A 15,745-nucleotide genomic window follows, 5' to 3' on the forward strand; every position below is an offset into this window, starting at 1 on the left:
TTCACCTTGTGGGCGCCGGTGTGGTTCAGATCTTCACGTTTCAGCCAGATCTGCGCCCCACCACATTCGGCAGTCAGACGCTCCGCCAGATACAGCGGCGAAGGACGGCCAACATAGTGCGCCAGGTCTTTATCGAACGCTGCCTGAAAATCAGGATCATTGCGCAGTTTTTCGTAGGTTGCCGTCAGCTCTTCAAGGGCTGCGGTCAGAGTTTCGGACACGAAACGACCACCGTGGATACCAAAGTGGCCGCGTGCATCCGGCAGGTCGATATCAAAAGGATTGTTGGTCGACACGATACACCTCATTTACAAATTCTGTGATTTTGCCGTGGTCCTTGATTCCTTTGGACGCCTCAACACCGCCGCTGACGTCCACCGCATATGGGTGAACCGTCCGCATTCCGGTTTCGAGGTTGTCCGCGGTCAGGCCGCCGGCCAGGATAATAGGTTTAGGTAATTCTTCCGGTACCAGTGACCAGTCAAAGGTTTCACCAGTACCACCGGGGACGCCCGGTTTGTAGCTGTCTAGGAGAATTGCCAGTGCGCCTGGGAAGCGCATGCACGACGCCACCACATCCGACGCTTGCCGGACGCGGATGGCTTTGATGTAGGGATGTTTGAACTGACTGCAGAAGTCATCGTCTTCATCACCGTGGAATTGAAGTAAATCGATTCTAACGCTATCCAGAACCTTTTGCACCTCATCAGGTTCCGGGTTAACGAACAATGCTGTCACGCTGACAAATGGCGGCACAGCTGCGATCACCGCTCTGGCAGTGTCGATATCTACCGCTCTCGGACTGGGTGCATAAAACACCAGGCCAACAGCATCTGCGCCGGCATTCACGGCGGCAACAGCATCCTGTGCACGGGTCAGACCACAGATTTTGATTCGCGTTCGACTGGGTTTAACAACCCTTTGCATAGGCGCCATACTCGCATCCGGTTAACAGCTACAGAACTGGGCGCGAGTGTACCAAGGGACGACGTCAGGTTCAGCTTATTCCTGTTGCAACTTCCAGTTGCAGCACAGGTTCCAGCAACGCAGGACCATAGGGCTGACAAGGTATAACGCTGAATTCTTCGGGGTAATGAACACCAACGAAATATAAACCCTGGCCAGGTGCAGTAATACCCGCCTGTTTACGATCCTTTGTCGCCAGCACTTCAGCCATCCAGCTGACCGGCTTGCTGCCCTCACCTATCGGCAACAGAACCCCGACGATATTACGCACCATGTGATAAAGAAACGCACTGGCTTCCAGTTCAAGCATGACGATATTGCCCCAGCGCTTCACCCGAATGCGATGCATGGTTTTTACCGGAGTTTTAGCCTGACAATCCTTGGCGCGGAACGCTGAGAAGTCGTGCTCGCCCAATAATGCCTGAGCGGCTTCGTGCATTTTCTCCGCATCCAGCGGGTAACGCCACCAGGTCAGCTGATCATGCTGCAGCGCCTGCTTGGCCGGCGCATTATTAATCAGATAACGATAGCGGCGCGCGCGGGCTTTGTAGCGGGCGTGAAAATCACCATCGATTTCGCCAATCCACTGCAGCGCAACACCATCAGGAAGATTGGTATTTACGCCCATCAGCCAACCATAATCGGTACGCTGTGCATGGGTATCAAAGGAAATAACCTGGCGGGTTGCATGCACACCGGCATCGGTACGCCCGGCACAGGCAACTTCAATCGTGTGATTGGCAACTTTTGACAAGGCCGCTTCGAGAGCGGCCTGAATGGTAGGTTCGTTGTGATGTTTCTGCTTCTGCCAGCCGTGGAAACAAGCACCGTTGTATTCCACGACCGCAGCGTAACGGCGGACTTCAGACATGAATCAGGACAGACTATCCATCATGCTGCGGGCATCAGATTTCTGCTGGTCAGAACCTTCCTGAACCACTTCCTGCAGAAGCTCTTTGGCACCGTCGAAGTCTTCCATATCGATATACGCGCGAGCCAGATCCAGCTTGGTCGCACATTCATCAGTACCGGCAAGGAAATCAAATTCGTCATCGGCAGCAGCCAATGCATCCAGATCAATCTCACCGGCGTCAGAGGTCATCTCTTCAGCAGTAAAGTCCGCTGGCTCAGAAGCTTCATTAAGCTCTGGCACATCATCCAGTTGCGGGACATCGGTCAGCTCAGGAACGTCATTCAACTCCGGAACATCGAGAGCAATGTCTTCAGCTTCAGACTCTCCAAGACCAGAAATCTCTGCGTCGAGATCATCCAGGTCGGCTGAGAAATCGAGACCATCATCAGTGCTTTCTTCTGCGCCACTTTCTTCTGAAACACTTTCTTCTGCAACACTTTCTTCTGTAACAACAGGCTCAGAAGCCAGCGAATCCAGTTCGCTTTCCAGGGATGCCAGATCGTCTGCAGCATCACTGTCAGAATCCAGATCACCGGACAGATCGAACGACAGATCAGGCAGATCGTCCGCACCTTCTTCATCGCTGTCCAACAGACTTTCCAGATCAGACAGATCGTCAGAGCCAGTTGTTTCTTCGCCACTGGTCAGATCAAAGTCCAGTGCAGTAACTGCATCATCTTCAACTGGCGCTGCAGTTTCTTCCGGCTCTTCTTCTCCACCCAGTGTTTCCAGACCGCTGAGGTCGAAATCCAGGGCATTGTCGTCATCAGCGACAGGCGCTTCAGCAGAGGCAGGAGCTTCACTCTTTTCCTCTTCAGCCTCAGCAGACAAGCCACTCAGATCGAATTCCAGGCCGTCATCATCGGACCCGAAGTCAGCAATCTCTGGCATTTCTTCTTCAGCTTCCGGCTCATCACCACCAAGATCGAATTCCAGACCATCATCCAGATCCAGAGTCGGCACTTCTTCGAGACCAGCGCCGGCTTCCGCCACAGGATCACTGTCCAGATCAAAAGTATCGTCTTCTTTATCGTCTGCCAGAACCGGATCCCCCAGATCGCCGGACAGATCCAGGGCATCACCGAAGTCCAGACCATCAGAGAAGTCATCTGAATCATCAAGCGATGGAATCTCACCGTCCAGCGACAGCATGTCATCTGCAGCCACAGCAGCAACAGCACCCAGCGCAATCGGAGCTGACAGTCGACCACGCATCTGCTCGGCCTGAGCACTGGCTTCACGATCACCCAGTTTGCGCAGCTCGGATTCTGCTTCCGCAAAACCGGAGGCTTCGTCCATTTCGACATAAACTTCAAGCAGCTTCAGGCGCAGATCAGAACGGCTTGGTTCTTTCTCAATCGCGTCCTGCAGCAATTCAATAGCCTGCTCAAATTTACCGTAGGCAATGTAAATATCAGACTCACTGATCACATCTTCAGTTTGCGCCACGGTTTCAAAATCTTCGGCGGCCGTTTCTGGCTCAAGATCAGCGGCAAATTCATCTTCATCATAAGATTCCGCTTCACCCGCCATTGGATCGTCTTCGAAATCGAAGTTATCCAGACTGTCCTCATCCAGCGCATCAGTCTCGTTCAGCGCCATCAGCTCTTCATCAGAGAATTCATCATCCTCTTTAGCAGCCGCTTTACGACCTTTGACTGCACGATATATCAGCAGAGCAATCAGCAGCAGAACCACACCACCACCAGCCGGCACCAGAGGGTTCGCTAACAGTGTCTCCAGTAACGTTGGCTGTGCACGCTGAGCTTCCTGCTCTGCCATCATGGCCGCGATACGGGCACGACGGGCAGCAGCTTCACGGGCTTCTTTTTCCTGTGCGGCAGCAAGTTCTTCTGCCGACTGACCGCCTGGTTCTTCAGCAGCGTCTCCGCCGGCGTAGTTGAAATCAACCGCACCTTCCGCGTCCGTCGCTGAAGTTTCAGATCCTGTTGCAGCAGCTGTGCTTTCATCAGCGCCCTCAGCAACAACCTCACCTGAGGTTTCACCGGCAACTGCAGTATCGGTTGCATCAGAACCCGTTTCAGGGGTTTCAACTTCGGCGCCATCCACCTGCATAGTCGCCAGCTGATCGTCTTTCAGAGAGATCAGGCGCTGCAGGGTATTTATCTGTTCTTCAAGGGCTTCCAGGCGCTCACGCAGCTCCTGATTTTCACGACGGCTCTTATCAACGTTCTCAAGCGCAATAGCGAGATCGTTTTCCAGAGACTGCTGACGACCATTGCCGATTGCCGTACCGGCATCACCACTGGCGCCGGCAGAATCAGAGTTGTCAGATGCCGCACTGAGCAGACGGACTTCACCGCCGTCCTGCTCGCCACTGCTCACAGCGGAAGAACCGGCACGACCGGTTGCATCCAGCTGAGCACCGGAAGTCAGTTCTTTATTCTGACGCTCCACTTCAGCGACAGCATTACGGAAAGAAATATCACGCACTTCCTGAGCATCCGGGATGCGCAGGACTTCATGGGTTTTCAGACGGTTAATATTGCCGCCAATAAAGGCCTGCGGGTTTTTCTCCTGCAGAGCCACCATCATCTGCTGCGCAGAAATGGACGTATTCGGACGGGTCTGCAGGGCAATTTCCCACAGAGTGTCATTACGCTGAACTTTGTATGTACCCGGTGCAGCCGGCTCGCTTTCCCAACGATTAGTTGTGACAGGCGCGGCGACCTGAGGCTGCGCTGGCTGCTCTTGTGTCGCAGGCGCAGTCGTTACGGTCTGCCCTGCTGGCGCATTCACCAGAGGCTGAACACTGGTTTCCTGGAACGTCGGTGGATCCAGCAGCAGCGTATATTCACGCAGCGCGCGACCAGACGGCCAGTTCAGTTCAACGAGAAAATTCAGGAACGGTTCATTAACCGGTTCACGGGTGCTGAGAACGACAGTATCGCCTTTGACCTCGAATTTGATTTTGGTCAGAAAATACACACGCTCGACACCAGCGCGTTCAAAGTCGGCAGGCTTGGCCAGTGCCGGCTTAATTTCGAAGTCGGTCAGACCTTCCGTATCCAGCAGTTTGATTTCCGCCTGCAACGGCTGATTCAGATTGGACTTAAGGTCCAGCTCACCTAACCCCAGCGCCAACAATTGTGACGAGGCTGTCAGTCCTCCGACCAGCATCAGGGTGTTTGCAAGTAGGCGCTTCATTGGTGCTTCCTTGTGATCTTGCGGCGATCGCTCGCCTCTTCGTCTGTTACCGGCAAATAACCGGTTTGCTACCGATTAAAGATGTCGTCGAGATTTTCCTAACCCCAGCTTACTTATAGATTCCATTCATAAGCACGCACAAGTATCAAGTATAACGGGAACTAACGCAATCTTTTGCCCCTTCGGGCACCAACAAATATGAAGGGAAATAAGGGGTTAGATCACATTTTGGAGAAATCATCTAAAAAAACGGGGCTGACGCCCCGTTTTCCTGTGCAAATATTACGCGTCCAGCAGGATGCGCAACATGCGGCGCAGCGGTTCTGCAGCACCCCATAACAGCTGGTCACCGACGGTAAACGCAGAAATGTATTCCGGCCCCATGGTCAGCTTACGGATACGGCCAACCGGTACAGTCAGCGTTCCGGTTACCTTCGCCGGGGTCAGTTCTTTCATCGATGCTTCACGGTCATTCGGGATCACTTTCACCCAATCATTGTGCGCAGCAAGGATGCTTTCAATCTCACTTACAGGCAGATCCTGTGTGAGTTTCAGCGTGATCGCCTGGCTGTGACAACGCATAGCGCCGACGCGCACACAGATACCATCAATCGGAATCTGTTTATCGCTGCGACCCATGATCTTGTTGGCCTCAACCTGAGCTTTCCATTCCTCACGACTCTGGCCGGACTCCAGTTGAGTATCGATATAAGGAATCAGACTGCCCGCCAGCGGCACGCCAAACTGCTCTGTCGGCATCGCATCGCTGCGGATAAATTCTGCCACCTGACGGTCGATGTCGAGAATAGCGGAAGCCGGATCGTCCAGTTTGTCTTTTACGTTATCATGCACAGCACCCATTTGGCTGATCAGCTCACGCATATGACGCGCACCTGAACCGGAAGCCGCCTGATAAGTCTGCGGCGCAGCCCACTCCACCAGCCCTTTTTCAAACAGACCGCCGAGTGCCATCAGCATCAGACTGACTGTACAGTTGCCGCCAACATAGGTCTTAACACCCTTAGCGATACCGTCGGTAATCACGTTTTTGTTGACCGGATCGAGAACGATAATGGCATCATCCGCCATGCGCAGCGAAGAAGCTGCATCAATCCAGTAGCCTTCCCAGCCCGCTGCACGCAACTTCGGGTAAACTTCTTTAGTGTAATCACCGCCCTGACAGGTAATGACCACATCCAGCGCCTTCAGTGCATCAATATCGAATGCATCTTCCAGCAGTCCACAGTCCTTACCGGCAAACTGTGGCGCTGCTTTGCCTTTCTGCGAGGTGGTAAAAAATACCGGCTCGATCAGGTCAAAATCACCTTCATCCTGCATACGCTGCATCAGCACGGAACCTACCATGCCGCGCCAGCCTACAAGACCTACTTTCTGCATTGCCATAATTAAACCTCTTACAGGGCAGCAACCACTGCCTCACCCATTGCTTCTGTACTTACTTTTGTCATGCCTTCGGAGAAGATGTCTCCGGTACGCAGTCCGCTGTCCAGCACCTTGCTGACCGCAGCTTCGATTGCGTCCGCCGCTTCACCGGCATTCAGTGAATAACGCAGCATCATAGCGGCTGACAGAATAGTTGCCAGAGGGTTGGCAATTCCCTGACCTGCGATGTCCGGCGCAGAGCCGTGACATGGCTCGTACATACCTTTGTTATTCACATCCAGCGATGCAGAAGGCAGCATACCAATAGAGCCGGTCAGCATAGCGGCCGCATCCGACAGAATATCGCCGAACATGTTGCCGGTAACCATCACATCAAACTGCTTAGGTGCACGCACCAGCTGCATAGCCGCGTTATCAACGTACATGTGCGACAGTTCTACCTCAGGGTATTCTTTGCCCACTTCTTCCATGATTTCGCGCCACAATACGGTCACTTCCAGGACGTTGGCTTTATCGACAGAGCACAGCTTCTTGTTGCGCTTCATGGCAGATTCAAACGCGACTTTGGCGATGCGCTTGATTTCAGATTCACTGTAAACGTAGGTGTTATAGCCTTCACGCTCGCCGTTCTCCAGCGTACGGATACCACGCGGCTCACCGAAGTAGATACCGCCAGTCAGTTCACGCACGATCAGGATATCCAGACCAGAAACGATTTCAGGCTTCAGGGAAGACGCATCCGCCAGCTGCGGATACAGAATCGCCGGACGCAGGTTACCGAACAGACCCAGCTGCTTACGGATACCCAGCAGACCCATTTCAGGGCGCAGGTCCCGGTTGTCCAGTTTGTCCCATTTAGGACCACCCACCGCACCCAGCAGAATGGCATCCGCGGCTTTGGCTTTGGTAATGGTCTCTTCCGGCAGCGGAGAGCCCGTTTCGTCGTAAGCAGAACCACCCACCAGACCTTCCACCAGCTCCAGGTCCAGAGAGAATTTTTCATTGACGGTGTTCAGCACCTTAACGGCTTCGGCAACAATTTCAGGACCGATACCATCACCTGGCAGAATCAGAATATTTTTACTCATTACTTAAATCTCTGTCGTCAGAATATTTATGCAACAAAGCCGGGCAGCGCCCGGCTCGCTGTTAACCATTACATTCAGGCCTGAAACAACCAGGGCGCTGTCGCGCGGCGTTTTTCTTCGTAGGTTTTAATGTCATCCGCATCCTGCAGAGTCAGACCAATATCGTCCAGACCGTTAAGCAGACAGTGCTTACGGAAGGCATCCACGTCGAACGGAATTTCACTGCCATCCGGCTTACGGATTACCTGTGCTTCCAGATCAACCGTCAGCTCGTAACCTTCGTTAGCCGCTACTTCCTTAAACAGATCGTCGACGGTTTTTTCGTCGAGCACGATCGGTAACAGACCGTTTTTGAAACTGTTATTGAAGAAGATATCCGCATAGCTCGGCGCGATAATGGTACGGAAACCGAAGTCTTCCAGTGCCCATGGCGCGTGCTCACGGCTGGAACCACAGCCAAAGTTTTCCCGCGCCAGCAGCACAGAAGCGCCCTGATAGCGTGGTTTATTCAGCACGAAATCCGGGTTCAGCGGGCGACCGGAGTTATCCGCATCCGGCTGACCTTCATCCAGATAACGCAGCTCATCGAACAGGTTCGGGCCAAAACCTGAACGTTTGATCGACTTCAGGAACTGCTTGGGAATGATCATATCGGTATCGATATTCGGGCGATCCATCGGAGCCACGATACCTGTGTGTACGGTAAATGGTTTCATGTTCTGCTCCTGTTAAAGTTCACGCACGTCAACGAAGTGACCGGCAATCGCCGCCGCTGCAGCCATGGCAGGGCTCACCAGATGGGTACGGCCACCGTAGCCCTGACGACCTTCGAAGTTACGGTTCGAGGTAGACGCACAATGCTCACCGTTGCCCAGTTTGTCGGCGTTCATGGCCAGACACATGGAACAACCTGGCTCGCGCCATTCAAAACCGGCTTCAACAAAGATCTTATCCAGACCTTCTGCTTCTGCCTGCTCTTTCACCAGACCGGAACCCGGTACAACCAGAGCCTGCTTCACTGTGGCAGATACCGTACGACCTTTAGCGACTTCCGCCGCCGCGCGTAAGTCTTCAATGCGCGAGTTAGTGCAGGAACCGATAAACACGCGATCCAGATTAATGTCGGTAATTTTCTGACCGGCTTCCAGACCCATGTACTCATAAGCGCGGGTAAAGGCAGAACGTTCAACGTCATCTGCTGCGTCGTCCAGTGTTGGTACTGTGCCATCAATGGTGGTCACCATTTCCGGAGACGTACCCCAGGTCACCTGTGGTTTGATGTCTTCAGCACGGATCTCCACGACTTTGTCGAATACTGCATCATCGTCAGAAACCAGATCTTTCCACGCTGCCAGCGCCATATCCCACTGCTCGCCTTTTGGCGCGTATGGGCGGCCCTTTACGTATTCGGCGGTTTTCTCGTCGAACGCCACCATACCCACACGGGCACCGGCTTCGATAGCCATGTTACACATGGTCATACGGGCTTCCATGCTCAGAGAGCGGATCGCAGAACCACCGAATTCCATCGCCGTACCGTTACCACCGGCAGTACCGATCACACCAATCACGTGCAATACAACGTCTTTACCGGTAATGCCTTTACCCAGTTCACCGTCAACACGGATCAATAGGTTTTTCATTTTGCGCTGGATCAGGCATTGAGTAGCCAGTACGTGCTCAACCTCAGAGGTACCGATACCGTGGGCCAGTGCAGCAAAAGCACCGTGGGTTGCGGTATGGGAGTCACCACATACAACCGTCATACCCGGCAGAGTCGCACCCTGCTCCGGACCAACCACGTGCACAATGCCCTGACGTTTGTCGGCCATTTTGAATTCGGTAATACCAAAAGCGTCGCAGTTCTCATCCAGGGTTTTTACCTGAATACGGGATACCGGATCTTTAATACCGTCGATACCGGCCTCACGCTCACCTTTATCAGTGGAGACGTTGTGATCCGGTGTCGCCAGATTGGCATCCAGACGCCATGGTTGGCGGCCTGCGATACGCAGACCTTCAAATGCCTGTGGAGACGTTACTTCGTGCAGCAGCTGACGATCGATGTAAATTAACGCCGTGCCGTCTTCACGCTCTTTAACTACGTGTTGTTCCCAGAGTTTGTCGTACAGGGTTTTCCCAGCCATAGGGAGATCCTCTTTTTAATCAATCTCATCAAGTTGCTTAAGGATACGCTTTCTGCTAAACAACTTAAATTCATATTTCTACTGAATTAAATTCTGATCTGGAATACATAATGGACACACAGGGCCTTAAGGCTTTTCTTGCGGTAGCGGAACAGCAATCCTTTTCAGCTGCCGGAGAGCAGTTGCACCTCACCCAGTCGGCTGTGAGCAAACGCATTCAGCAACTGGAACAGCAACTCAACACCCTGCTGTTTGATCGCCACAACCGCACCGTCAGCCTGACCGAGGCGGGCTTTTCCCTGCTGCCGAAAGCAAGGCAGATTCTTGATCTGGTGGCCGATACCGAATTGCAGCTGATGAATTTAGATGGCGAAGTCTCCGGTCTGCTGTCCATGGCCACCAGCCATCATATTGGTCTGCACCGCCTGCCGCCGGTATTGCGCCAATTCACCGCACGCTATCCCCACGCCCAGCTGAACCTGAGTTTTATGGGATCAGAGCGGGCTTATCAGGCCGTCAGCATGCGTCAGGTAGAACTGGCCCTGACCACTCTGGATCAGGATCACGAAATACCAGAGATTATCGAAACTATGCCCCTGTGGCAGGATGAAATGATCTGCGTGTGCGGCCCGGATCACCCACTGACCGGCAAAAATAAAGTCAGCCTGGCAGATCTGGCTGAGGTGCCTGCCATCCTGCCGCAGCCGGACACCATCACTTTCAAACTGATTGATCAGGTCTTTACCCGCAACGGCTTACTACTCAATGCGCCCATGCCAACCAACTTCCTCGAGACCATCAAGATGATGGTGTCTGTAGGCATTGGCTGGAGCCTGCTGCCTGCCAGCATGCTGGATAAACAACTACATCAGCTTGATTGGCCTGCGGAACCTGTCACCCGCCAACTGGGTCTGATCCACCTGAAAAAACGCACCCTGAGCAATGCAGCTTCGGCGCTGATCGGTATTCTGAAACAGGAATAATCTGTTGCCTGCTTGATCCAGAACAAACCGTATCGGTACTGACAGGACTAATGTTAGTCTCATCAGGGTGCTATCAGGTAAACCGGCCAGCAGACCGGAGCCGACCGCAGGACCCGACCAATAAACGACGCAAGGAAATCAGCATGCTCGACATCAATCACATTCTCGTTGTACTGGATAAAGAACACCCGGAACAGGTGGCTCTTGATCGGGCGATCTGGCTGGCCAAATCGCTGGACGCCGACCTCACACTGCTGACCTCTGTTTACGAACCCTACTGTGAAAGCAACTCTTCGCTTGATGCAGAAACCCGCTCGCGCATAAAAGCCTCGCTGATCAGCAAAGCAGAAGAATGGCTTGGCAGCTTTATCGAAGAAGCAGCGGATCTCAGTGTGCGCACTGAAGTGCACTGGCAGAAGCATCTGCACGACGCCGTCACCGAAGCTATCAACAAACAGGCTTATGATCTGGTTATTAAAGGTACCCTGCAGCACGGCATCATGGACCGCATCTTCACCCACACTGACTGGAACCTGTTGCGTCATTGCCCGGCGCCGGTGATGCTGGTTAAAAATGCTGCGCCATGGAAAAACAACCGTGTTGTTGCCGCGATTGATGCAACATCGGCAGACGATGGCCACCAGCTGATCAACGATAATATTCTGTCTTATGCCGAGCATTTATCCGATCATTTTTCCACCGACCTGCACATGGTGAACTCATACCCGCTGGTATCCGTCGCCTTCGCTATGGTACCGGAGGTCACGGCGCCGGATAATATTCAGCAATACATCACCGAACAGCACGATGAATCCTGCAAACAATGGGCGAAAAAATACAACATTTCTGAAGACCACATTCATATTGGTGAAGGTGATGCCGATACAGTGATCGCCAATATCTGTGAAAAAATCGAAGCTGATGTACTGGTGATAGGCACCGTAGGCCGCGAAGGTCTTTCCGGCGTTCTGATCGGCAATACTGCGGAACTGGTGGTCGACAAGGTAGATTGCGATATCATCGTTATCAAACCGTCCGACGGCGTTGCGCCGGATGCTGACTGATACAATCAGATCCGCGAAAAAAATACGATCAGCTCTGCAATAAAAATACGCTGAATGTTTAAATATGGAGGCCCGGTTTATACCGGGCTTTTTTCTATGAAACAGTTAACTCTGATTTATCACGCTCCTTCGCCTAACACCCAGGCGTTAGTGACCGCCTGTCAGCGCGGCTTTAACAGCGCACAATGTGAACATACCGGATTCCAGGCTCTGCATTGCAGCCAGGCAACCGACCAGACAACACTATCCGTGGACGCCATCATTCTGCTGACACCGGAAAATCTGGGTTATATGAGCGGCGCACTGAAAGACTATTTTGATCGTATTTATTACCCCTGCCTGGAAAAAACACAGGGAAAACCCTGTGCGGCTATTATCCGCGCCGGACACGACGGCACAGGCACACAACGCGCACTGCAGACCATAACCACAGGGTTACGCTGGCGCTGGGTTCAGGAAGCAATCATTTTAAAAGGTGAATGGCAGGAAGATTTTCTGCAGCAATGCGAAGAGTTAACCGCCGCCATGGCAGCCGCACTGGATGCCGGAATTATCTGATTCAGCGCACTCTTTGCAATCGGCATAGCCTGAACAAAGCCAGATCAGCAAACAGAAAACAGAAATAAAAAACCGCAGAAAAACGGAAATAAAAAAGCAGGTATCGCTACCTGCTTTTTACTGCATAAAAAACTCATAGAGAAATTATTGACGGAGCCCCTTAGAGGCAAGAATACCTTCAATCTCGCCCAGACAGGACGGATCATCAATGGTCGATGGCGTCTGGTATTCTTCGCTATTGGCAATATTGCGCAGCACTTTACGCAGAATTTTACCTGAGCGGGTTTTCGGCAGACGTTTAACAATCACTGCATCACGGAAGCTGGCGACAGCGCCAATCTGATCACGTACACGCTGAATAATCTCAGCTTTCAGCTGTTCTTCATCAACGTCCACACCATCTTTCAGCAGCACCAGACCCAGAGGTTCTTCGCCTTTCAGATCACTGTGACGACCGATCACCGCACATTCAGCGACGGCCTCATGGCCGGCAACCACTTCTTCCATTTCACCAGTCGACAGACGGTGGCCGGCAACGTTAATAATGTCGTCGGTACGGCCCATCACAAACAGATAGTTATCTTCATCCAGAAGACCGCCATCACCACTCACGTAGTAACCATCAAATGTCGTCAGATAGCCATCAACAAAGCGGTCATGATTACCCCAGATGGTTGGCAGACAGCCCGGTGGCAACGGCAGTTTAATGGCAATACTGCCCTGCTCGTTAGCACCCACCGGCTTACCGGAGGGATCGAGAATCTGTACGTTATAGCCAGGCGAAGGACGGGTTACAGAACCTGCTTTTACCCGCGCCGGTTCAAGGCCCATGTGGTTACCGGCAATGGCCCAACCAGTTTCGGTCTGCCACCAGTGGTCAACCACAGGACGTTTAATTTTCTGCACAACCCAATCATAGGTCGGCGGATCAAGACGCTCACCGGCCATAAAGATGGTTTTCAGTTTACTCAGATCGTACTGTTCAGACAGTTTACATTCCGGATCTTCTTTACGGATCGCACGGAAAGCTGTCGGTGCAGCAAACAGACCTTTAACCCCGTACTCTTCGCACACCCGCCAGAAGGCGCCGGCATCAGGTGTACGCACTGGCTTGCCCTCATAAAAGACTGTGGTACAGCCAGCCAGCAAAGGGGCATAAACGATATAAGAGTGGCCAACCACCCAGCCAACATCGGAAGCCGCCCAGAACACGTCGCCCGGCTGCATGTCGTAAACCACATCCATGGAATAACTCATGGCTACTGCGTGTCCGCCATTGTCGCGCACAACGCCTTTGGGCTTACCTGTGGTACCTGAAGTGTACAGTACATACAGAGGGTCCAGTGCATTCACTGGTGTGCAGTCCGCAGGCTGAGTAGTGGCAATGGTTTTTTCCCAATCCAGATCACGCCCTGCGGTCAGTTCACAGGTTTTGGTTTCACGCTGATAAATCAGGCAGCGACCGACTTTATGTTTCGCCAGCTTAATGGCTTCATCCAGGATCGGTTTATATTCAATAACCCGTTCAATTTCGATACCGCAGGACGCGGACATAATGACTTTTGGCTCGGCATCATCAATACGGATAGCCAGCTCATGGGGCGCAAAGCCACCGAATACAACGGAATGCACGGCACCCAGACGGGCACAGGCCAGCATGGCAATGGCTGCTTCCGGAATCATTGGCATATACACAATGACACGGTCACCTTTTTCTACGCCCTGATCTTTCAGCATACCGGCAGTAAGAGCCACGGCTTCGGTCAGCTGAGAATAGGTATAGGTACGCTTGCTGCCGGTAACAGGTGAATCATAAATAAGTGCCAGCTGATCACCGCGACCGTTCAGAACGTGGTAATCCAGCGCCAGATAGGCCGTATTCAGTTCACCATCAACAAACCAGCGGTCGATGCCATTTTCATCTTTCGCCAGAATTTTTCCGGGTTCCTTAAACCACTGAATACGTTGTGATTGTTTTTTCCAGAAGGCTTCAGGCTGCTCAATTGAAGCCTTATATTCCTGTTGGTAAGTCATGCTAGCGTTCCCCGTTATTTAACAGATACACCTTAGGGGAAATACGGTTACAGCGACTATTCGACCAAGGGTGATACTCCACTAAGGTCTAGCATTTTTACCGCCAGTAAAACCCGCAAACAGGGTGAAACGGTGCCGCAACGTAAATAAAGGAAATGAATATTAAGCAGCAAACCATCCACTCAGACCATCCATTAATACATTGCTGTTTAATAAACAAACGCGGTCCGGCCCAACCTGTTTTTAATTTACCTTTAATCAACAGCAAAGGCTGTTCAGTCTGCAACCGACCAAAGCCTGCGTGTCATATCTGCGGCACTTATTTCCGCGCAGCCACTTCGGTTCTGGCCAGACCAGAGAGAACTGAAGTCGCCTTTGCCCTGCGCTTCAGCGGCCTGCTTCAGTGGCCCCAGCAATCCGTAAGCGTATGGAAATGGTGCAACGTCGGCACAGATATCCCCCAGTTCCAGCATCAGACGATTACGAATGCCACGCGCCGGGCGCCCGGAAAAAACATTGGTCAGCGCCGTCACAGCGTTTAAGTCTTTTAATTGCTGGCGATGCACAGTGGAGGTTTTCGCCTCATCACACAACAGATAAGCGGTGCCTGCCTGTACCGCCACAGCACCCAGCGACAGGGCTGCCTGCACATCGGCAGCGCAGCCAATACCACCAGCGGCAATGACCGGCACATCGAGTTTATTAACCAGGAGAGACACCAGCGCCAGCGTGCCACTTTGCGTGGCAAGATCATCGGTCAGAAACATGCCCCGGTGGCCACCGGCTTCATAGCCCTGGGCAATAACCATATCGGCACCATTAGCCTGCAGCCACACGCCTTCTTCCAGCGTGGTCGCAGTAGACAATATCAGACAGCCAATATTTTTCAGGCGCTCGACCAACGCGGCCTGTGGCAGGCCAAAATGAAAGCTCACCACCTCCGGACGCAGCCGTTCAACCACATCAGCCATAGCGTCATCATAAGGCAGTCTTAATGCGCCACTGCTGGAAGGTTGAATCCCTGCCTCGTCGTAAAAACCTGTGAGACATTCCTGCCAGCGCTGCATCACGTCCTCTGTGGGTTCGCTCATGCGGTGACAGAAAAAATTAAGATTTACCGGGGCGCTGGTTGTATTGCGGAAGGCTGCTACTTCAGCTTCCACCTGTTCGGCACTGAGCATACCGCAGGGGATCGAACCCAGCCCACCGGCGGCAGATACAGCAGCAGCCATGCGCCAGTCCTGAACGCCAGCCATTGGCGCCTGAATAAGGGGAATGTCCATTGGCAACAGTCGCGGCAATTCGTCAGTCATGGCAGTGCCACCTCGATAGCGTGCAGAAAGGAATCCTCACTATACCCGCTCTGGCAATTCAGCGGGATTATTCCCGCACTTCACCCAACCTATAGACCCCCAACCTA

12 protein-coding genes and 1 pseudogene are annotated in these 15,745 nt (G+C 52.7%); 3 read left to right on the forward strand and 10 right to left on the reverse strand.

The window, feature by feature from the left end; all coding sequences use genetic code 11:
• The 8 genes and pseudogenes from B2Z72_RS00915 to leuC form a co-directional block, all read right to left on the reverse strand.
• Positions 1-296 (reverse strand): annotated as a pseudogene (locus tag B2Z72_RS00915) (tryptophan synthase subunit beta); the annotation flags it as partial.
• Positions 274-936, reverse strand: coding sequence for a phosphoribosylanthranilate isomerase (locus B2Z72_RS00920; protein WP_349681234.1), 663 nt, complete (start codon positions 934-936; stop codon positions 274-276). The gene B2Z72_RS00920 and the pseudogene B2Z72_RS00915, both read right to left, overlap by 23 nt.
• Before the next feature lie 61 nt (positions 937-997).
• Entirely contained in the window at positions 998-1,837 is an 840-nt protein-coding gene (gene truA, locus B2Z72_RS00925) for a tRNA pseudouridine(38-40) synthase TruA (protein ID WP_296983512.1), read from the reverse strand.
• 3 nt (positions 1,838-1,840) lie between these two features.
• A complete protein-coding gene (locus B2Z72_RS00930) occupies positions 1,841-5,047 on the reverse strand; it encodes a FimV/HubP family polar landmark protein (protein ID WP_297003993.1) in 3,207 nt (1,068 codons plus the stop codon).
• Between the two features lie 282 nt (positions 5,048-5,329).
• A complete protein-coding gene (gene asd, locus B2Z72_RS00935) occupies positions 5,330-6,451 on the reverse strand; it encodes an aspartate-semialdehyde dehydrogenase (RefSeq protein ID WP_349676729.1) in 1,122 nt (373 codons plus the stop codon).
• Positions 6,452-6,462: 11 nt separating this feature from the next.
• Complete coding sequence (leuB, locus tag B2Z72_RS00940; protein WP_296983508.1) at positions 6,463-7,539, reverse strand: 3-isopropylmalate dehydrogenase; 1,077 nt, start codon at positions 7,537-7,539, stop codon at positions 6,463-6,465.
• 74 nt (positions 7,540-7,613) lie between these two features.
• Positions 7,614-8,255, reverse strand: coding sequence for a 3-isopropylmalate dehydratase small subunit (gene leuD / locus B2Z72_RS00945; RefSeq protein ID WP_296983507.1), 642 nt, complete (start codon positions 8,253-8,255; stop codon positions 7,614-7,616).
• Positions 8,256-8,267: 12 nt separating this feature from the next.
• A complete protein-coding gene (gene leuC / locus B2Z72_RS00950; RefSeq protein ID WP_296983505.1) occupies positions 8,268-9,686 on the reverse strand; it encodes a 3-isopropylmalate dehydratase large subunit in 1,419 nt (472 codons plus the stop codon).
• A gap of 110 nt (positions 9,687-9,796) precedes the next feature.
• Between leuC and B2Z72_RS00955 the strand changes: the two genes are divergently transcribed.
• The 3 genes from B2Z72_RS00955 (at position 9,797) to B2Z72_RS00965 (ending at position 12,291) form a co-directional block, all read left to right on the forward strand.
• The gene (locus tag B2Z72_RS00955; RefSeq protein ID WP_296983503.1) at positions 9,797-10,669 is read left to right on the forward strand and encodes a LysR family transcriptional regulator; all 873 of its coding nucleotides are present in this window, start codon (positions 9,797-9,799) and stop codon (positions 10,667-10,669) included.
• A 143-nt stretch (positions 10,670-10,812) separates the two neighbouring features.
• Positions 10,813-11,733 carry a universal stress protein UspE gene (gene uspE, locus B2Z72_RS00960; RefSeq protein WP_296983501.1) on the forward strand — a complete coding sequence of 307 codons (921 nt, stop codon included), beginning with the start codon at positions 10,813-10,815 and terminating at the stop codon, positions 11,731-11,733.
• 96 nt (positions 11,734-11,829) lie between these two features.
• Positions 11,830-12,291 (forward strand): flavodoxin family protein, encoded by a 462-nt coding sequence (locus tag B2Z72_RS00965; protein ID WP_296983499.1) that lies wholly within the window; start codon positions 11,830-11,832, stop codon positions 12,289-12,291.
• Between the two features lie 144 nt (positions 12,292-12,435).
• Here the strand turns inward: B2Z72_RS00965 and B2Z72_RS00970 are convergent, their stop codons facing one another.
• Together B2Z72_RS00970 and B2Z72_RS00975 are read right to left on the reverse strand one after the other, a co-directional pair.
• Positions 12,436-14,325, reverse strand: coding sequence for a propionyl-CoA synthetase (locus tag B2Z72_RS00970; RefSeq protein ID WP_296983498.1), 1,890 nt, complete (start codon positions 14,323-14,325; stop codon positions 12,436-12,438).
• Between the two features lie 275 nt (positions 14,326-14,600).
• A complete protein-coding gene (locus B2Z72_RS00975; RefSeq protein ID WP_296983497.1) occupies positions 14,601-15,638 on the reverse strand; it encodes an NAD(P)H-dependent flavin oxidoreductase in 1,038 nt (345 codons plus the stop codon).
• Positions 15,639-15,745 lie beyond the last annotated feature (107 nt).

Source organism: Thalassolituus sp. UBA6592 (genome assembly GCF_002433655.1).
In the GTDB taxonomy this organism is placed as follows: domain Bacteria; phylum Pseudomonadota; class Gammaproteobacteria; order Pseudomonadales; family Oceanobacteraceae; genus Venatoribacter.